The 20478-nt window shown below is 63.0% G+C and carries 14 protein-coding genes; 6 read left to right on the forward strand and 8 right to left on the reverse strand.

All coding sequences use genetic code 11. The features are described from left to right. Positions 1-405: hypothetical protein (locus tag GY725_02865; GenBank protein MCP4003117.1), on the forward strand; the 405-nt coding region annotated here is incomplete at its 5' end. A gap of 85 nt (positions 406-490) precedes the next feature. On the opposite strand, the gene GY725_02870 is transcribed toward GY725_02865, so the two are convergent. Genes GY725_02870 through GY725_02885 form a run of 4 tightly spaced genes read right to left on the reverse strand, consistent with a single transcriptional unit; the run spans position 491 to position 5728 of the window. Then, positions 491-1735, reverse strand: a complete 1245-nt coding sequence (locus GY725_02870; protein MCP4003118.1) for an MFS transporter — start codon at positions 1733-1735, stop codon at positions 491-493. 10 nt (positions 1736-1745) lie between these two features. Continuing rightward, positions 1746-3146, reverse strand: a complete 1401-nt coding sequence (locus tag GY725_02875) for an MFS transporter (GenBank protein ID MCP4003119.1) — start codon at positions 3144-3146, stop codon at positions 1746-1748. 21 nt (positions 3147-3167) lie between these two features. After that, positions 3168-4814 carry an alkaline phosphatase family protein gene (locus GY725_02880; protein ID MCP4003120.1) on the reverse strand — a complete coding sequence of 549 codons (1647 nt, stop codon included), beginning with the start codon at positions 4812-4814 and terminating at the stop codon, positions 3168-3170. An 11-nt stretch (positions 4815-4825) separates the two neighbouring features. Further along, on the reverse strand, positions 4826-5728 hold the full coding sequence (locus GY725_02885; protein MCP4003121.1) for a hypothetical protein: 903 nt from the start codon (positions 5726-5728) through the stop codon (positions 4826-4828). A gap of 194 nt (positions 5729-5922) precedes the next feature. Here GY725_02885 and GY725_02890 point away from each other — a divergent pair, with 194 nt between their 5' ends. Further along, a complete protein-coding gene (locus GY725_02890) occupies positions 5923-6879 on the forward strand; it encodes an MBL fold metallo-hydrolase (GenBank protein ID MCP4003122.1) in 957 nt (318 codons plus the stop codon). Between the two features lie 117 nt (positions 6880-6996). Further along, on the forward strand, positions 6997-11133 hold the full coding sequence (gene topB / locus GY725_02895) for a DNA topoisomerase III (protein MCP4003123.1): 4137 nt from the start codon (positions 6997-6999) through the stop codon (positions 11131-11133). On the opposite strand, the gene GY725_02900 is transcribed toward topB, so the two are convergent. Further along, positions 11096-11686 (reverse strand): carboxymuconolactone decarboxylase family protein, encoded by a 591-nt coding sequence (locus GY725_02900; GenBank protein MCP4003124.1) that lies wholly within the window; start codon positions 11684-11686, stop codon positions 11096-11098. The genes topB and GY725_02900 overlap by 38 nt on opposite strands. Positions 11687-11764: 78 nt before the next feature. On the opposite strand from GY725_02900, the gene GY725_02905 reads away from it, so the two are divergent. Then, the gene (locus GY725_02905; GenBank protein MCP4003125.1) at positions 11765-12694 is read left to right on the forward strand and encodes an alpha/beta hydrolase; all 930 of its coding nucleotides are present in this window, start codon (positions 11765-11767) and stop codon (positions 12692-12694) included. Here GY725_02905 and GY725_02910 read toward each other — a convergent pair. Continuing rightward, positions 12691-13587, reverse strand: coding sequence for an alpha/beta hydrolase (locus GY725_02910; protein MCP4003126.1), 897 nt, complete (start codon positions 13585-13587; stop codon positions 12691-12693). The genes GY725_02905 and GY725_02910 overlap by 4 nt on opposite strands. A 112-nt stretch (positions 13588-13699) precedes the next feature. On the opposite strand from GY725_02910, the gene GY725_02915 reads away from it, so the two are divergent. Together GY725_02915 and GY725_02920 are read left to right on the forward strand one after the other, a co-directional pair. Then, positions 13700-14725, forward strand: a complete 1026-nt coding sequence (locus GY725_02915) for an AI-2E family transporter (GenBank protein ID MCP4003127.1) — start codon at positions 13700-13702, stop codon at positions 14723-14725. Positions 14726-14901: 176 nt separating this feature from the next. Continuing rightward, positions 14902-16341 (forward strand): hypothetical protein, encoded by a 1440-nt coding sequence (locus GY725_02920; GenBank protein ID MCP4003128.1) that lies wholly within the window; start codon positions 14902-14904, stop codon positions 16339-16341. 30 nt (positions 16342-16371) lie between these two features. Here GY725_02920 and GY725_02925 read toward each other — a convergent pair whose 3' ends face one another. Then, on the reverse strand, positions 16372-17811 hold the full coding sequence (locus tag GY725_02925) for a wax ester/triacylglycerol synthase family O-acyltransferase (GenBank protein MCP4003129.1): 1440 nt from the start codon (positions 17809-17811) through the stop codon (positions 16372-16374). A 164-nt stretch (positions 17812-17975) separates the two neighbouring features. After that, a partial coding sequence (locus GY725_02930) for an AAA family ATPase (GenBank protein ID MCP4003130.1) occupies positions 17976-20478 on the reverse strand: 2503 nt, incomplete at its 5' end.

Below are 20478 nucleotides of genomic sequence, written 5' to 3' on the forward strand. Positions count from 1 at the left end.
CGGGAGATCCGCCATCGCACGATCTCGTCCAAGGCGAGTCGCACGCCCCGCAACCCTCTGTTTCCGGTGAACCTGGCGGATCTACTGCTTCGCCACACGGGGGCCAACCACAAGCGGGAGACGATCGCATTTTCGAAGCGCCGCCAGTGTGGGATGTACCGTATGGCCATCTGGGAGGTGTGGCGCAACTACGTGAAGTCTCGTTCGGAGCGTCGCCGGGATGAGACTCCGGCGCAGTACCTGGGGATCACGCAGCGGCGCTACTCGGTTCGAGCATTGCTGGGGCAGCGCTTGTTTGCTTCTCGGATGGATCTTCCGATCTGGTTGAAGCGCTGCTACGAGCGGCGCATTCCGACCCGCAGACTGCCGGGTGGGCAGAGTCACGAACTCTCGTACGCGTACTGAGTCCAGGGAACGGTCCAGATGGCCTGGTCCGAGAAGACCTGCGGACTCGAAAGGCACATTCTTCGGACCACAACTCAAACTGAGTTCAGCGCATGTGCCGCGCATCGGTAAAGATCGCGGCGCAGGTCACGACGACCAGCATCGTCGCGCCGAAAGCGATCAGTGTGGGCAGCAGTCCGAGCCAGGCGCTCCCGAAACCCGCCGCAAGTGCACCGATCGGTGCGGAACCGCTGAAACCGAACTGGTAGACCGCCAGGACCCTTCCGCGCTGGGCGGCGGGGGCCGCCTCCTGAAAGAGCGTGCGACTGCAGTTGATGAAGAAGGCTCCGCACATCCCCCACAGGAAACTCGCGAGCACCATTCCCCAGAAAGGCAGTCCGAGACCGATCGAGGCGAGCGCCAGCGAACCGATCACCAGGGCGCGCAATGCCGCCAGGCCTTTTCGCTGAACTCCACCGCGCATCAGGATCACGAGCGATCCGGCAATGGTTCCGATCGGAAACAGCGAAAGCACGAAGGCGAGTTGCTGCGCGGTTCCCTGGTAGACCTCGCGTACGATCAGTGGAATCAGCACGATGAACGGACCGACGAATAGCATCCCCACCGCCAGGACGAGCAGTAGAGGGAGGCGTAGATTCGGTGTATCCGCGACCAGTCGCAGACCTTCCGCGATTTCCCCGAGCGTCTCGCGCAAGGCCACGCGCTGGCTCGGAATCTTTTCGACGCTGGGAACCCGCAACATGACCAATCCGCCGAGACCTAATACCAACGCCTGGAGCAGGAGGATCGAAGTCGTTCCAACCCAGTCCGCTGCACCCGCAGCCAGAGTTCCTAGGCTCTGGAAGCCGAATTGCGCCGCCGTCATCCAGGTCACGGCGCGCATCATATCGCTACCCGAAACGCGCGAGAGCAGCGAGTCACGTGCGGGCATCGCAAAGGCATTGACCGTGCCCTGGCATAGGGCGAAGCCGATCAATCCGTACACGGTGAGCGTGCCGCCGGCGACCGCGGCCGCGAGCACGAGCACGGGCAGCACTGCGATCAGGTGAATCCAGACCAGTCCTCGGCGCGGATCGTAACGATCGGCCAGCGCACCTCCGAACAAGAGCAGGACCAGTGATGGCAGCATATTGGCCGTCTGCGCCACTCCGACCCATTCGGCGGGCTGGTCGAGTACGCCCACCAGCAACCAACTAAAAACAGCGGACTGCATACCGAAGGCGGCGAACCAGGACGCCACGCCTCCGACGAACCAGGAAAACCCCGGTTCCATCGTACTCGATGGAGCCCCGGGTGTTACCGTCGGCTCCGCGGGTGCTCGTTCTTGCATGCGACGCGCATCATGGCGCGTTCCCCCGGCGCTGGTCCAGTGCGGCGCGAATCCGCTGATGCTCCGCTTCGTCGAGCGAGAACCGGGTAAAGAGAACGGTTCCGATTCCGTAACAGACCAGTGGGAAGAGCGAGTAGAGTGCGAGGATCCAGAACTTGGCGGTCTCGGTCTGTTCCACATTGGGAACGAAGCCCGAGAAGCTGAGAACGTAGCCCGTGAGCATGAGCGTGATGCCCGTGGCGCCCTTATAGGCAAAGTTCCAGGCGGCGAAGTACGCGCCCTCTTTCCGTTCGCCCGAGCTGTACTCGTCGTAGTCGATGATATCGGCCTGGATCGAAGGACTCATCATCGCCCCGCAACTCGCAGCGGTACCCGCCAGGAAGGCCAGGCTCGTAATCAGGACGACGGAGTTCTCTTGCAAAAAGAACATGCCGCCGAAACACACGCCGGTCATCAACATGGAAACCAACCAGAGGCGCTTCTTGCCAAAGCGTCGCGAGAGAGGCAGCCAGATCGGGACGAAGGCGATACTCGCGACCAGGTACGCGAGGATGAACAGGACGGTCAGATCGGAACGGCCCACGATGTACTCGGCGACATAGGGCGTCAGGATTCCGATCGTCGCGCTGCCCAGGTTTTCGATCGTGAAGACGATCAGCAGCAGACGCGCGTGCGGGTTCTTCAGGATATCGCGGAAGGAGGCGTAGGGATTCGTGCCACCGCGTCCTTGAAACTCGACTCGCTCCCGCGTGCGCAGGAAGGTCCACAAGATCGCGACACCCGTGACCAGCGCGGCCCCGATCGCGAGATTGCTGGAGAGTTCGCGTTCGCCTTCCTCACTGCTGATCAAGAAATACATGGCCGCGAGGGCGAGGAGTGAACCCGCGTTCCAGGTGACGTGGCGGATGCCGAAGATGCGCGTGCGATCGTGATAGCTGTCGGTCAGCTCGGCGGCGAGCGCGGTGTGCGGCACGATGAAGATCGTCATCGCCGTGTAGAAACCGAACACGCCCAGGGCCATGTACATCTCGAGCGCGCTACCCACGATGGTTTCGGGGGGACTCCACACCATGAAAAAGGCCGCGCTCACGGGAAGGGTCGCGGCCAACACCCAGGGGCGGCGCCGCCCCCAGCGCGTATCCGTGCGATCGCTCAGGTAGCCGACCACAGGATCCGAGACCGCGTCCCAGATACGCGAGAGGCCGAAGACGGTTCCCATGAAGGCCGGTCCGATCAAGAGCGCATCGGTCGCGAACTTCATCAGGTACAGACTGACCAGGAAGAACATGAAGCCCGTGCCCACGGTGGGCGCCATCAGGTCGAGGATCACCGATAACGGCAGTCGCTCCTCGCGCGCCGAGGGGGCGGCCGGGGCGTCCATCTCGACGACGGGCTCTTCAGCGATGCTCACCGGAGCCAGCTTACCACGGCGTCAGAACAGCGGTTGACCGTCCAGACCTTCGGGCGGAGTCAGACCGAGGCGCCGAGCAAGGGTCGGCGCAATATCGACGGTTCGCGCCGCTTCGGAGCGGTGCGAAGGCTCGATACCGGTGCCCCAGAAAACGATCGGCACGGCGCGGTCGTACAGATTGGGCGTTCCGTGTGTCGTCCCCACGTCGAACGGAGAAATCAGGCAGGTGGACTCGATCTGGATGAGCAGATCTCCGCTGCGTTCTGGGTCGTAGGAGTGGCGATAGAGTTCGGCGAGCGCGTCGGTCCCGCTGCGAATCTCTTCCTTGTTCCATACGCGGGCGATACCCGGTTGCCTTTCCAGGTAGTCTTCTACCGCGGAAACGATTTCCGCGACCTCGACGCCTTGCGCTTTCGCGACGTCCCGATTGACGGAAATCTGTGTTCCGGCAAATGTGATCCACTCCTTGGGCCAGGTGAGAATCCAGGTAAAACGCCGGTGCAGATCCCAGAGCAATCCGGCTCCCATGGACTTCAGTCCGATCCGTCCACCCTCGACCGAACACTCGCTCTCGCCCGTCTGTTCGAGCCAGTCCGGCAGGGGCAGCACCCCGTGGTCGGCTGTCAGAGCGAGCAGAACTCGTCCCTTGCCCAGTCGGGCTTCCAGGAAACTCAGGAATTCCCCGACCAGTACATCGAGTCGCCGCAGGCCATCGCGCGACTCGTGGCTATACGGTCCGTAGAGATGACCGATCAGGTCGGTGCTCGAAAGGGATACGGCCAGCACATCGGTGCGCGAACCCCCGCCGAGGTTCTCCTGCTCGACCAGCTTGCGCGCAAAGGCCAGCGTCACCTCGTCCAGATAGGGCGAGAAATACAGATTGTCGGCGAACTCCTGCGGATCCGCGTCGTACAGGGGATGCCCGCTGGTGCGCGACTTGTCCTCGGATTCCCCCGCAAAATCGTCGGGACGCTTCGGGTTCTGTGCGAATTCGGGATCGTGGGTCCAGGTGGCGGGAAGCCCGGCCAGAAAGCCGTCGTGCAACGGATCCTCGCCGTTGAACGCCTTCACCCAGGCCGGTAATTCGGCCAGGTAGTAACGACTGGTCGTGAAGCCGACGTCGCCCTTCTTGTTGAGCCAGTAGGCTGCGTCGGGTCGCTGGCCGCCCATGGCGATGGCCGCGCGATCCTTGCCCGAGACGCTGAACACCCGCGTCTTCGCATCCCGGGCCTTCATCCAGTCCCCGAGCGTCGTTGCGCGCAGATTTCGCGGCGAGCGGCCGCCTTCTTCGGCGAGTCCGCCGAGCACGACCCCCGAGGGCTGCGGATCCGCGACGCAGTAGGCAGCGCGGCCACTTTCGGGATCGATGAAGCGATTGCCAGGCGCCCCGACGCGGCCCGGATGCTGGCCCGTGAGCATCGTGGCGTGCCCGGGACAGGTTTCCGTCATGGCGTGGTCGAGTACACCCTGGTCGTACACGCGACCCTCGCGCACGATCCGACCCAAGCCTCTGGGAAGCGTGTCGTCGAGTCGATCACGTCGCAATTGATCGATCACCAGGAGCACGACAAGTCCGGGCGAATCCGCTTCCCCGGCCAGAAGCGGGGTCGCAGAGCTCGTGAACACGAGGAGTGTTGCGGCGATGACGGAGAGTGAATGGGATTTCATGGCCTGTCGTATTACCTCAATTTGCGCGAGCGACGCCAGTAGTGCAGAGAAGCAAGAGCGATGACGAGGGCGAGCGACGCGAGGCCCAGGATCCACTCGGTGCCGAGACCGGGACACGACCACGGGTAGCCGCGGTAGCGCCAGAGCTCGCCGCCGTCATCGCCCGCGATGAAGAGCGTCGCCTCGTCGGAACCGGCCTCGCAGTGGGGAAGGAGTGCGACACCTTCCTGGGCCTTGCCGGGCAGATCGTACTCGCGCACGACGTCTCCGGAAGGCGACATCTCGACCAGCACATCGTGCTCGTCGTAGATGGCCAGCAGCGTCCGGGTTGCAGCGTCGAAATGCAGACCGGATAGATCGGAGTCTCGAGCGCCGGGAATCGTCTCCCGGTGCTTCACATTGTCCCCGTCTTCCAGCGAAAAGACGTAGATCTTGCCGTCGGCCTGGAGTCCCGCGTAAAACAATCCATCTGCGAAGGTCAGCGCCTCGAGACCGCGATCATCCGGCCCCGTCATCCAGGGCGTCAGGTTCCAGGTCCGACCGGTGAATTCGCCGAGTTCGATATCAAATTCCAGCACTGCATCCGGATGCTCCAGTCCCAGGTAGATCAGCGAACTCCGGGGATCGGCAATCGCAACCGCTTCGAGATCGTGGTCCACGTACCAGAAATCGCTGTTTCCCGTGTCCGGGTCGTGGGGAATGATGAAACCATTGTCATCGACGACGAGCAGAAGCTCGAGTCGCGGGTGCCAGACAGCGCCACTCGGCTCCAGCCCGGGAGGCAAGCCATCCCCCTCTCCGGAACGCCCCACTTCCTCGCCCGCATCCGCCGGCCAGGGTTCGGCGCGAAGCTCTCCGGTTGCGAGCGATAGCGCGAGCAGGGCAAGAACGAGTCGATACCCGCAACGTTGCATATTCAGCATTCGGAGAAACGCGGAATCATCTCGGAGTCGAACGCGTCGCGCTGCAGTGCCCAGCCTGCGGCGCAATAGATGCGACCCGAATGATTTTCGAACTCCTGCCCTGGCATGCACGACTCCTCCGTGGCCGGAAGTCTACTCCGACCTTCCCAATCGTGTTCGGGTATCCTGTCGCGCGAGGGGGATCCGTGCGAAAATTCTTGCAGGGACTCGGCATTCTGCTGCTGGCGGCTCTCGTATTCGCGGGTGTAGGCCTGGCACTGGCTCACCGAGCCATCGATCGGATCGAGCCGCCGCTACCGTCCCCCGGAAGCGCGCTGTCCTACGACGAGAACGACTCGTTCCCGATCAAGATCGAGTGGCTGAACACCGCCAGCCAGAAGATGCCGCGCTCCGGTGTTCTCCAGCCCGGGCTCGACCCGAATCCCGACGAGCCCTACGTCATGAGCCACTCCGCTTTTGCGCTCACCTGGCCGGATGGGCGGATCTTCCTGATCGACGCCGGGCTGGATGCGGCATCGGCGCCCGGGTTCGGCGCCCCGATCGAACTCCTCTCCGGCGGCGATCCGATCGAGTTTCGCGCTTCGGCGAGGGACCTGCTCGGAGAGCGCGTTTCGAGCCTTGCCGGCCTGGCCTTCACACACCTGCACGCCGACCACACCGCAGGCCTCACGGAGCTTTGCGAGACACTCCCCGGCCGTCTACGCCTGATCCAGACGCGCACACAGGCGACCGAACTCAATTTCACGACGCGAGGTTCACACGCACAGGTCTCGTCGGCGGCCTGCGCCCGCCACGAGATCATCGAAGGCGATGCGCCGCAAACCGTGGCTCGATTCCCGGGCCTTCTCGTGCTGCCCGCGGGCGGACACACACCGGGTTCGACCGTGTTCATCGCTCACGTCCGCACGGGAGACGGAATGAGGAGTTTCGTTCTCCTCGGCGATATCGTGAACCACATCGACGGCTTGACCTGGAACCTGCCCAAACCCCATCTCTACAGTCGCTTCGTGGTACCCGAATCCACCGAACGACTGGAGAAGTTGCGCGTCTTCCTGCGCAGACTGGTCACGGAGCACGGCGCGATCCCGCTCGTCTCACACGACGAGAACCAGCTTCGAGCGGTGTTCGAATCGCTCGATTGATCCCCGAGCCCCCCTCGCAATAGGTGCCTGCAGCGTCGGAGCGCAGGCGCTATCCTGACGCTGGGTGAGAGACGCATCGAACAGAGCCTCCCGGTCCGGGCTGGGGATTGGCGCGCCATGAGTATCCTCGTGGTCGCGGAAAAGCCCTCTGTCGCGCGCGATATTGCACACGTTCTCGGCGCGAACAAGCGAGGCCAGGGCTGCCTGCGAGGCGGCGGCTATGTGGTGACCTGGGCAATCGGTCATCTCGTAGCCCTCGGTCAGCCGCACGAAATCCGGCCCGATTGGAAGCAGTGGCGATCCGATCTATTGCCCATGATTCCCGAAACCTGGCCGCTGGTCGTCTACGAGAAGACACGGGATCAGTTCGATCTGGTCAGGCAGTTCCTTAGCGCGGACGATGTCGAAGAGGTCGTGTGTGCAACGGACGCGGGCCGCGAGGGAGAACTGATCTTCCGGTACGTCTACGAAGCGGCGGAGTGCGTCAAACCGGTGCGCCGCTTGTGGATCTCGTCGTTGACCGAGGAAGCCATCCGCGCGGGCTTCGCAAACCTGGTCGACGGCCAGCAGTACAACCCGCTGGCCGACGCAGCCCGCGGGCGCAGTCGGGCGGACTGGTTGGTCGGCATGAACCTGTCGCGCGCATACACGCTCGCCTATCGCAATCACCTCGACGGTCAGAAAGTTCTTTCGGTCGGGCGAGTCCAGACTCCGACACTGAGCATGTTGGTAGAGCGGGAACTCGCGATTCGCGCGTTCGTACCCGAGGACTACCTGGAAGTCGTGGCGAAGTTCCAGATCCCCGGTGATGACGGCAATACCTACGAAGGCACCTGGTTTCGACCCGACGAGCAGGTGCGCAAACCCGGAGCCGATGCGGCGGAGCGCGCGACACTCGCCCGGCGTCTCGACGCCGACGGGGAAAAAGCCGAACGCATCATCGCCCGCGCGCGCGCGGGAGAGTCCCGTGTCGAGTCGGTCGAGGCCAAGCAGCACAAACTGGCACCTCCCCTGCTCCACGATTTGACGGACTTGCAGCGCCACGCAAACCGGCTTTTTGGCTTCAGCGCAAAGAAGACCCTCGATATCGCGCAGAGCCTCTACGAACGCAAGAAACTGCTCAGCTACCCGCGCACCGACTCGCGACACCTTTCCAAGACGGTCGCCGCTTCCCTCAACGGAATCGTCGCGGTCATTCGCGGCCGCTACGGCGATGAAATCGCGCCCGGGAGCGGAGAAAAGCCGCTCGGAAAACGCTTCGTCGACGACAAGCGGGTCACCGAACATCACGCGATCATCCCGACCTCGGTTTCACCAGAATCCGTGAGTTTGAGTTCCGACGAGGAACGCATCTACGATCTGGTGTGTCGGCGATTGCTATGCGCGTGGCATCGCGACCATCTGTACTCAACCACGACCGCAATCACCGCGATCACGAATCCCGCTGAAACTGGCGGCACCGAGCAGATCGATCGCTTCCGCAGTCGCGGTACTCGCGTGGATCGGATAGGCTGGCGCGTACTCGAGCCCCTGGGCGCGCGCTCGACACGCAAGAGTGCCGGGGGTACCGAACAGGACCTGCCATCGGAGCTACGCGAAGGTCTGGACGTCGAACTGCTCGAAGCCCGCAGCATCTCCAAGCGCACACAGCCGCCGCGTCGCTTCAGCGAAGCCACGCTGCTCACGGCAATGGAGACCGCCGGACGTGCGCTCGACGAGAAGGAACTTTCGGACGCGATGCGAGAAACGGGGCTGGGGACACCCGCGACCCGCGCATCCACCATCGAGACCCTGCTCTCCCGCGGTTACATCGAACGCGAGAAGAAATCCCTGCTGGCGACCGATCTCGGCATCCAGTTGATCGAGGTCGTGCATCCCGACGTGAAGAGCCCCGTGATGACAGGCCGCTGGGAGGCCGATCTCGGACGAATTCAGAGCGGCCAGGCGGAGTTGCCCGAATTCATGAAACGCATCGAAGCCTACGTACGCGACGTGATCGAACGCGTGGGCCGCGCGCGTTCAGGACCGCCTTCCACTCCAGCACCGCGTTCGAGAGAGAGGCCTCGCCGCTCCGCGGAAGAGCCGCAGGTTCAAGCGGAGTTCAACGGAACGCACAGCGCCGATACCCGGGATCGGCGGCGCACAAGCGAATCCGAACGCGGACCGGAATCCGAACCGACCCGGAGCGTCACGCCACCCGACGAACTGCTCGGTCTTTTGCGCAGTCGCTTCGGTTTCGAACAGTTCCGGCCGTTCCAAGAGACGGTCTGCCGGGCTGCGACCGAAGGCAAGGACGTATTGCTGGTCATGCCGACCGGCGCGGGCAAGTCGCTGTGTTACCAGTTGCCCGGTCTCGCCCGTGCTTCCACGACGCTCGTCGTCAGTCCGCTGATCGCGTTGATGGATGACCAGGCTTCCAAACTGCAGGAGCAGGGCCTGCGCGCGGAGCGCATCCATTCCGGACGCACGCGCCTCGAATCGAGACAGGTCTGTCAGGACTATCTCGACGGACGACTCGACTTCCTTTTCATCGCGCCCGAACGACTGGGCGTTCCTGGTTTTCCTGAAATGCTCGCGCGGCGCAAGCCCTGCCTGATCGCCGTCGACGAAGCGCATTGCATTTCACAATGGGGCCACGACTTTCGACCCGACTACCGCATGCTGCGCGATCGCCTCCCCCTGCTTCGCCCCGCGCCGGTGATCGCATTGACCGCAACGGCGACCCCACTGGTACAACGCGACATCGTCGAGCAATTGGGCATCGAGAAGGCCGGGCTTTTCATTCACGGCTTCCGGCGCACGAACATCGCGATCGAACAGGTCGAGATGACGCCCTCGGCGCGACCGACCTCGATCAACGAGATTCTCGCCGAACCCGCACGGCGCCCCGCCATCGTCTACGCTCCTACACGCAAGAAGGCAGAGGAACTGGCCCGCAACCTGAAGTCGATTTGCCCGGCGCGCGCCTACCACGCGGGCAAGACCGCCGAGGAGCGCGAGCGCGTGCAGAGCGCGTTCATGAGTGGCCGACTCGAGGTCATCGTCGCGACCATCGCCTTCGGCATGGGTATCGACAAGGCGAACATCCGCACGGTCATTCACGCGGCACTCCCGAGCAGCGTGGAGGGTTACTACCAGGAGATCGGGCGCGCTGGACGCGACGGAGATATGTCGCGCGCGATCCTGCTTCATTCCTACGCCGACCTGAAGACGCACGAGTATTTCCTGAACCGCGACTACCCCGAGGAGTCGGTTCTGGCGCGCGTCTACGGAAGGCTCCGCGAGGAACCCCGAGCGCGTAGCGCCCTGCAATCGGGTTTGTCGATGGACGGTGACGAACTGGAAAACGTGCTCGAAAAGCTCTGGATCCACGGCGGTGCCTTGATCGATTTCGACGACAATGTTGCGCGCGGGCACTCGGATTGGAACGTAGGGTATCGCGAGCAACGCCAGTACAAGATCGCGCAACTGGAGCAGATCGCGCGCTTTGCAGAAAGCCACGAGTGCCGGATGCTGCATCTGGTACGCCATTTCGGAGATCGGGAAGATTCCGGCCAGGCCTGCGGGACATGCGACATCTGCAAACCGGACGAGACGATCGCTCTGGGTTTCCGCGCGGCGAGTACTCTGGAACAGGACAGTCTGGCTCGCGTGCTCGACGCTTTGCGCGAGCGCGACGGCGAGACCAGCGGACGCCTGCATCGCAATCTTTTCGGCGAGGCGTTGCCAAGGCGTGATTTTGAGCACTTGATCGGTGCCGGGGTTCGCGCTGGACTGCTCACCGAGCATGCCGATTCCTTCGAACAGGACGGCAAGATCATCGAGTTTCGGCGCGTTCGACTCAGTGACGCTGGCAAGCTTGCAACGGGTGACGATCTCGACTCACTGCGTCTCGCGAGAGTGGCGGCACCCGCCGCCCGGAAGTCACGCCGAACGAAGAGCACCTCGGGCCGCGGTCGAAGCAAGAAGAGCGGCGGCGGCACTCGACGAAAAGCCGGAGTCGAACTACCCGCCGACGCACTGGTCGAAAAGCTTCAGGAATGGCGCAAGAAGGAAGCCCGACGCCGGGGCACGCCGGCGTTTCGCATCCTGACCAATCGCGCCTTGCTCGCGGTGGCGACCAGCCGACCGCGCGACGAGGCTGGACTTCTGGAACTCAATGGAATCGGCCCGGGAGTGGCCGGAAAGTACGGAGAGAAGATCCTGGAAATCGTGCTCAGCGATGCTTCCCGACGTACCAACCCGTCCGACTGAGCGCGGACTCGGCGAACGCGCGAGGGGATTCTTCTAGACGGGTCGCGAGCGTGTCATTCCAGCGATTCAAAAAGCCAAGCAACGAGACGAGGGCAACGATCTCCAGGATCTCGTCTTCTTTGAAGTACTTGCGCAACACCTGAAAATCCTCGTCCTCGACGCCGTTGGGCAGCGACGCCGCGTTCCGCGCAAGCCGGAGTGCAGCGCGTTCGCGATCGTCGAATAACGGACTCGTTTCGAAATCGACAGACGCGCGGATCTTCTCATCCGAGGCACCCGCTCGGCGTGCACTGTGCGCTGAATGGGCCTGGCAGTACATGGACCCGGTGGCACTACTGGCGACGAAACTAATCAGGCGCTTGAGTTCGGCCTCGACGACACCCGGCCCTGTGATCACTCCACTCAGTCCAGCAAACGCGCGCAAGAGTTCCGGGTTGTTCGCCATGGCGAACAGATTCGTCGGAACGAATCCCAAGGTTTCTTCGATGATCTCGAACAACGGTTCAAACTCGGCCAGTTCTTCCCGCGCTCGAGGCATGATTCTCGCTGCCATTTTCCCTCCAACAAACCCGCCCCGAAACGAAGCAGCACCCCTGGCAACAGTGTACGACGCCCGAAGTATAATCTGGCTATGAAAACATCTGATTTCACCTTCCCTTCCAGCGACGGTACCGAGGTATTCGTCTACATGTGGGCGGCGAACACCCCGAAAGGCGTGGTCCAGATCGCCCACGGCATGGGCGAACACGCCGGTCGATACGCGCGACTCGCGCGCGCGCTGGTCGAGGCCGGATACACCGCCTACGCGAACGACCATCGCGGGCACGGTCGCACGGCACGCGACGCGGACGACCTGGGCGTTTTCGGCGACTCCGACGGATGGAATCGCCTGGTCGAGGACATGGGAGCACTCAACGAGCGCATCAAAGCCGATTGCCCCGGCCTGCCGGTCGTACTTCTGGGCCACAGCATGGGATCAGCAGCCGCCCAACAATACCTCGTCGACCGAGGAGATTCGCTGACGGCCGCTGCGCTGTCCGGTTCGACGGCCTTTGACGGAATGGCACCGTTGATCGAAACCATCGCTGCCGAAGCCAAGCGACTCGGCCCGCGCGGCAAGAGCGACCTGCTCGACAGTCTGTCCTTTGGCGCATTCAACCAGGCGTTCGAGCCCGCGCGCACGCCCTTCGATTGGTTGAGCCGGGATGAAGCGGAGGTCGACGCCTACATCGCCGACGAACATTGTGGCTTCACGGTCACAGCACAAGCTCTACTGGAGATGCTCGAAGGCGCGCTGCGCTTTTCAGACCCAGCCGAGATCGCGCGCATTCCCAAGAACCTGCCCGTCTTCCTGACGGCGGGTGATCAAGATCCCGTGAACAATTCGCTGGTCGGCCTCGAGACACTCCTCGAGCGCTACCGCGCTGCCGGGATTGAAGACCTTGGCTGGAAATTCTATCCGGGGGCGCGTCACGAGGTCTTCAACGAGACGAACCGGGACGAAGTCACTTCCGACCTCATCGAATGGCTCAACTCCGTGGTGCCCGAGACTGGAGCTTAGCGAGTACTAGCTTCGCTTTTCCCGGTGTGGGTCGAGATCGCCGCAACCAGACGCGGCCAGGCCTCGCGTGGCAGGTCGTGCCCCATGCCCTCGATCAGCAGGAGTTCCGATCCGGGAATCGCATCGGCGGTATCCCGGCCGCCCTCCACCGGAACCAGTGAATCCTGGGTTCCGTGAACGACCAGCGTTGGAGTAGCCAGTCCAGCGAGTGCGGGCTTGCGATTGCCGTGGGCCAGGACCGCTGCAAGCTGGCGGGAAGATCCGTCGGGATGGAAGCAGCGATCGAAAGAACGCTCGGCTCGGCCGCGAATGCGCGCCTCATCGAACGGGAAGCCCGGACTGCCGATCACCTTCCATGTGCGCAAGGCCGCTTCGATGTTGGCTTCGCGCTCGCCAGGCGGATCTTCGAGAAGGACGGCCATGGCTTCTGGAGTCGCGGGGGGAACCTCCGGGTTGCCGGTCGTCGACATGATCGAAATCAGGCTCGATACGCGCTTCGGATGTCGCAGCGCAGCCGTTTGCGCGATCATGCCGCCCATCGACACGCCCATGACGTGGGCCCGGTCGATCTCCAGTGCATCGAGTAGAGCAATCGTATCGTCCGCCATATCGTCGAGGGTGTAGGGAAGCTCGACCGGCTTGCCGGCAACCAGATCGGCCTGGGTCTGCAGCGCATTCAACGGACCCGCGGATTCGAACTTCGTCGACAGACCCACATCGCGATTGTCCGGCAGGATCACGAAGTGCCCGTGCTCCGCGATCTGTCGGCAGAACTCGGTCTCCCAGGCCACGAGCTGGGAACCGAGTCCCATCAGCATGACGAGGGGGCGCGCGTCAGGTGCGCCCATTGTTTCGTACTCGATGCAAATTCCGTTGGCTTCGACGTTTGGCATGCGACCATGATCCAGGAAAGTCGGGACCGCGGTCAACCACCCCTCGGTGGAGCCGCGTCGCCGGAAAGCTACACTCCCGGGTCCTCGTTTCCTTCCCAGCCCGGAATACCTCATGGACGACGCGCAACGCGAGATTCGCATCCAGAACGCTTGTCTTCTGATCCTGAGTGCCATCGGGGTCGCGGGCGCGCTCTACTGGCTGCGCCCGGTGATGGTTCCCTTCGTACTCGCCGCATTCCTGGCGATCGGTTTGAACCCCCTGGTGGATTTCCAGGTCAGACGACTGCGATTGCCCCGATCCATCGCGGTGATCCTGGTCCTGTTGATCTCGATGCTGTTATTCGGCGCAGTCGCATCCCTGATCACAGCCTCGATCGGTCAGCTGACGGCGAACCTCGACGCCTACCAGGCGCAGATCTCGCAACTCGTGCAGCGCATCACCTCGATTCTCCCGATGGAGCAACTCGGTATCGACTCCGAGGCCTTGAGCGGGCCGCTGACCCAGATTCCGGTCGGCACGATCGGCGGCATGCTGCTCGGGACGACGAACGCCATTCTCGATCTGATCTCGAACGGCCTGCTGGTGTTGATCTTCCTGATCTATCTGATCAGCAAGGGCCCCGGGAGCGGGACGACGGGCGGTGACGGTATCTGGGAAGAGAGCGTCCGCCGCGTGGAGCGCTACATCGTCGCGAAGGCCAGTGTCTCAGCGGCTACGGGTGTGATGGTCGGCGGTGTGTTGATGGGCCTCGGCGTCGATCTGGCCCTTGTCTTTGGGCTTTTTGCATTTCTGCTCAACTTCATCCCGAGCGTCGGCTCCCTGATCGCCACACTCCTGCCGCTGCCGGTGGTCCTGGTGAGTCCCGAGATTTCGCCTGCAGTCGCGATCGCCGCAATCCTGATTCCCGGGGGGATCCAGTTCGCGATGGGCAACGTCCTGGAGCCGCGCATCATGGGCAACTCCCTGGACCTGCACCCGATCGCGATCCTCATGGCCCTGATCTTCTGGGGCATGCTCTGGGGGATCGTCGGCATGCTGCTGGCGACCCCGATCACAGCCGTGCTGAAGATCCTGTTCGAGCGCATGGAGCCGACCCGGCCTCTGGCAGAAGTGCTCGCCGGTCGCCTGGGCGGCTAACTCGCCCCGTTTCCGGGCACTTGCGCCCCAAGATGCGGCTCGACCGCAACCTCCGGACCCGCGACCGGTTTCACCTGAGCGAATAGTCGGGGCCCTGAAACCGCCTAATTCGAGAACCAAAGCTCGCTCGGGCGGGCGCTGCGGGCCGGAAGGATCCCGCGAAGATGGAGAGCACCATGGCCAGCGAATCCTCGAATGAGACGACCTGCGGCGAGCGGAATCCAGAACTCGGGATGATCGCCCAGAACATCTCGGAGCGACTCTTCCCGAGTCCGGAGACCCGCCAGGAAGCGCTCGGCGCCGTCTTCCTGGCCTGCGAAGAGATCGCGCGCGACGCATCCGAGGAGTACCGAGATGCCCTCCGCAGCAATGCACTCGAGAGCTTCCTGACTTCGCGCGTTCGCGAACGAATCGAAACGGATGGCGCTGAACGCATCAGCGGCGGTTGGCTCGGAACTTTCATGGAAGGCGACGGGCGCATGATCGAGTCCGAATCGGCCGATACGACCGACCGCGCCGCGCTCGAACTCTGCAATCGCGCACTGCAACGCGCCGTGTCGATCGCGGAGTCCGAAGGAAACTCCACATTGCTGCGCAATCTGCGCTGGTACCGCGAACGACTCACGCACAAGTCCTACGAGGCGATTGCCCGATCCGAAAGTCGGGTCGCAGCAACCGTGAGAACGGGTGTGGCCCGCGCGCGAAAATTCATTCTGCGCGTGATCCACGAACTACAGAACGCTCAGCCCGCACCCCTGACCGGGGAAGCCCCCGGCGAAATCGAACCGCTTCGCCTGCTCTGGGTCGACCAGGACCTGGAAAGACTGGCCGCCGAACTGGATCGAACCCGAGGGGCTCACGGACGCGACCCGCACTGGCTCAACCTGGCCGGACTTCTGGCGGCGGATCGCGGCGATTCCGAAGAGGCCACACGCCACTACGAATTGGGACTCATCTACGCCGATGCGCCCAGCGTCCGGTGTCGACTTCTGAACAATTTGGGAAATCTACAGGAAGAGGGAGATGTCGAAGCGGCGAGCGCGTTTTGGAGACGTTCGCATCAACTTCTGCCGGAAGCTCCGGCTCCGCTGATGAACCTGATCTCCGCGGCGTCCCAGAACCGCGACTACGCGAGCGCGCAGCACTACCTCTCCGAACTCGGCGCCTTGCTCAGCGCACCGGCTCTGTCCGAGGATGAACGCGCCTACGTGTTCCGACGTCTCGAAGACAACCCCAAGCTCGGCTGGCTGCGCGACACCGACGCATGGCACTGTGGGCCGACTCGCTGGTTGAAGAGCGCCGCGCAGGACCCGACCCGGAAGTTCTCGCCGAAGCTCAAACGAAGACTGATCGAAGCGGCAACCACGACGTTGCTCGCGTTGGCGCTTCTGGTCCCGGGTATTGCCGGGGCCAAGGCGGAACCCGCGGAACATCAGGTGATCGAACGCGTCGCTTTCCACGCTTCGCCCGCGGGCACGAGCCTGGCGAAGTCCGGTCCCGGTGGCGATTCCATGGGCAAGCCGCCGCGACGCGCCCCACAACAGCTGCTGGCCGGCGATTCGATGGGACGCTCGGGTTCTCCGCGACCCGGTGGAGGCAAGAAGCGCCGCGGATAGGCGAGTTGGTTCGGGCTCGAAAACTGCGGACTAACCGGCCTGGGTTTTGACCAGGCGTGGTCGCGATCCGGCGACCCGGCGCAAACTGGCGTGGGAGGCTTCGATTGCGTTCAGGAATTCCCGCAGATCCGGAATCAAGTCGTAGTCCGCGTTGAATCCCCAGCAGAGCTTGCCGTTATAGCTCATGAGAGCGAGACCGAGCGCCAGTCGATCCGTCAGCGGAACGTGCGGGTAGGTCTCGGTCATCTCCGCCCCGGCCATGAACATGGGAAACTGCGGCCCGGGCACGTTCGTCACCACCATGTTGAAAGGCAGAAGTCGCGTGATGTTACGCGCGCCCAGCGCCAGCAACGAGGTAGGCGTCCACTCCATCGCTTGCGTGAGCACATCCGCGCCGACGGCCCGTTTCGAATCGCGAAGCTCGGACGTGATCTCGCGGATACGCGCCAGCTGTTTGATCGGATCCTCTTCGTCCAGAGGCAGATCGACGATCCAGGCCGAAACCCGATTGCCGAGTTGGCCGTGCTCGTCCTCGCTGCGTACGCTGACGGGTGCCATTACGCGGAAGTGGATCCCGTCCGGGTTGACCTGACGTTGTTTGAGGAAGGCCTGCACGGCTCCCGTGACGATCGTCAGCACGAGATCGTTGAGTGTACCGCCGAGCGACCTGCGCAGGCCCTTCAGTTCGTCGAGATCCATCTTCAACCAGTCGAAGCGGCGATGCGGTCCGATGGGCCGGTTTAGAGGCGTCTCTGACGGAAGTCTCAAGGTCCCGCCGACGGCCTCTATCGCGTGTCGGACCCGCGTCGAGAAACCGCGACGAATATCGTCGGCTTCGCGCATCAGATCCCGCGCGCCGCGCAGGATTTCGAGCGGAAGAGTGGCACGCCGAAAGACCTCGTGGCGCAGCAATTCGGGCCACGAGGGGGCGGGCCGCGGAATGAACGGCGGCGAGTCGACGATCGGCTGGTCGGGGCTGGTGTTCATGAGCACCTTCATGAGATCGACACCGGACACGCCGTCGATCATGCAGTGGTGCACTTTCGAAATGATTGCGAAGCCGCCGCCTTCCAGACCTTCGACCACCCACATCTCCCAGAGCGGACGCGTGCGATCGAGGTGTTGCTGCATGATGCGCGCCGAGAGGCGCTGGAGTTGCTCCTCGGTACCGGGGCGCGGCAAGCTGGTATGGCGCAGGTGGTAGTCGAGATTGAAGCGATCGTCATCGACCCAGACGGGGTGATTTTCGATCGGGATATACGCGAGCTTCTGCCTGTAGCGAGGGATCAGATGCAGTACCGAGGCGACCATCTTGCGCAACGCCGTCGCATCGATACCGCCGTCCTCCGTACGAAGCGGACCGCCCTCGAATATCTGGGTCGACGCAACGTGCATATAGGAGTTCGGCTTCTCCAGCACGAGGAAGGAATTGTCGAGTGCACTGAGGCGCTCGTAGGCGTATCGGGCCATTGGAGGATCCTCTCGAAAGACTCGGAAGACAGTGACGGAGGAAGTCAGCACCGAGTGGCATGACTCAGAGTTTCATATAGTGGCAGTCCCCTTCGCCTGTCAATCTCGTTCGGTCGTTTTTCGCTGTACGGCCGGGAGCGCAGAGCGAGCGCCGGGAGACAGAATCAGTTCGCCTCGAGCAGACTCCGCACCCTCGGGGCGTAGTGCTTCAGTTTCAGATCCTCGAAGATCCCCCGCGCTTCCTCCAGACTGGCTCGGTCGGGCGTTTCGCCGCGCAGTTCTGCGAGTTCCGCGAGCGCGATCAGGGCGTGAGCGATAACGGAGCGAATACCGATCTCACGGGCAATCTCGAGTGCCTTCAGCAGGTGTTTTTGAGCGCTCATGGCGTGGGCCGGCCCGCGGCGCGAGGCCACCCGACCTACACTCAGCAGATTCCGCGCATCGCGCAGACGCCCCCCAGAGCGCTCGACACCTTTCTGAGCAAGCTGGCCAGCGCGTTCCACCTCGCCGATCCCGAGCAGGAGTTCGATGATCAGGTCCAGGTTCTGACTGACATCGCTGCCCGAGTCCAGGCGGGTATCGAAACGATCGAGTTCCGCGAGTGCAATCGACGACGGGTCCCGGAGGAACCGGATTCCCAGCTGAACGATGGAACAGGTGCGCGTTGCGGCCGGACTGTCGATCTCCTGGGAAACCTCCATTCCGTGCTCGGCCATCCGCTCGGCCTGCTCGTACTCTCCCAGCCTGAAGTACACGGTAGAGAGTTGTGCGGCGCTGGCGGTTTCGATCGTGCGGTTGCTTCCGGACGAAGCCAGCTCGAAGGTTTCTTGCAGACTCGCGCGTGCTTCGCTGTAGTGATCGGACTCGATGAGGATGCGATTCTCGAAGAACCGGGCTCCGAGGTAGGTGTCCGAGTGCGCTCCACCCTCCCCCAGACGCTCGAGCGTCTTGAACACTTCGTCGATCGAACGACGCGCCTCCTGAAAAAGGCCGTCACCGAGATAAGCCCAGGAAAGTGAACGCGACAGTTGCGCGACTCGCCGCTCCAAGCCCGCATTGCGTGCGACCTCGACGCCCTTTTCAATCAGTGCGATTCCGTCGTTGAAGCGTTCGCGATCCGAGTTCATCAGGATCGTTCCGCGCAACCCATGTATGGATGCGATCGCGTCCGCATCGTCGAGTTCCTGCGCCAGCTCGAGACCGCGTGCGATGGCGTGCTCCACCTTCTGGGCACGGGACTCTCCGAATATCATCGCAACCTGCAGATAGCCCAGCACTGCTCGCAGTGCAGCCTCCCGCAGTTTGCCGTCCCCGTTGTGGGATTCCTCGACCGCGGAATCGGCCAGTTCCCAGCACTCCAGATACAAGCGAATCGCATCGCCGTACGAGGGCATATCGAGGGCCTGATCCGCCGCTTCGAGCAGTGTCAAAAGCCCCTTCTCGCGCTCTTCACTGCGCGCGAGGTGGTGGCCGATCAGCGCGAGCGAGGAGCCATCGCTTCCTTCAGTGCTCCTGAGAAGCATCTGCCCGACCTGGGCATGCAGTTGACGGCGTTCCCGCAACAACAGGCCCTCGTAAGCGACCTCTTGCGTCAGACTCTCACCGAAGCGGAACTGGTCGGAAGCGAGGCCACTGCGATGAATCACGCCGCGCTGCTCGAGTTCCGCGAGTTCACTCGCCACATCGATTCCGTTGCCGCCATCGGCAACCAGTTCTCGGAGTTGATCGCCTTTGAACTGACGACCGAAGACCGAGGCAATCTGCGCGACGCGCTTGGCGCCGGGTTCCAACCGATCGAGCCTCGCACCGAGCAGTTCCTGAACCGTATCGGGAATGCGAATCGATTCGACCGGTCGCGTGACCTCGACGCGACCTTCACTCGCGACGAATGCACCCTCTTCCATCAGGCCTCGCGTCAATTCTTCGAGAAAGAACGGGTTGCCTTCGCCCTTCTTCAGAATGCGGTCCTCGAGCGAAGCGGGGAGCTCACCGCCCACGCGCGCGCGCACGATCTGGCGCGCGTGTTCGGGACTGAGAAGGCGCAGGTGAAGCTGGGTCGACGCCGCCTGTGACTGCCATTGCGGTTGAAAGTCGGGCCGATGCGTGACCACGACCATGATCGCCTCGGTATTACAGGCGGCGACCGCCATCTCGAGCATTTCGAGCGAGGCGTCGTCGATCCAGTGGAGATCCTCGAGGATCATCACGACGGGCTTTTGCTTTGCCATCCGCCCGACCAGAGATGCAACTGCACCGAACCAGGGTTGCTTGACCTTTTCCACGGGTGCAATCGGGGTGGGTTGAGGCAGGGAGAGCATCGAGCATAGATGCGGAGCAATTTCGGCGTGTTCGACGCCGAGCATTTCTTCGACGCAGCAACAAACTCGCTCGGCTTCCGCCGGCCCGCAGGCTTCGTTCTCGAGCTTGAACAGGCCGCGCATCATCATTTTCCAGGGCTTGTACGGAACGCCGCGCGTCAACGAGGAGCAGCGGCCCTCGAGCACGTGGACTTCTTCGTCCGCCAGACGTTTCTTGAACTCGTAGATCAGTCGAGACTTCCCGCTCCCCGCGTCGCCGACGATGGAAACGACCTGCGCCAGACGATCGTCGAGCCGAGAAAAGCAGCCCATGAGTTGTGCGATCTCTGGCTCGCGTCCGAACAGAGGC

The sequence above is a fragment of the bacterium genome (assembly GCA_024226335.1).
Taxonomy (GTDB): Bacteria; Myxococcota_A; UBA9160; order SZUA-336; family SZUA-336; genus JAAELY01.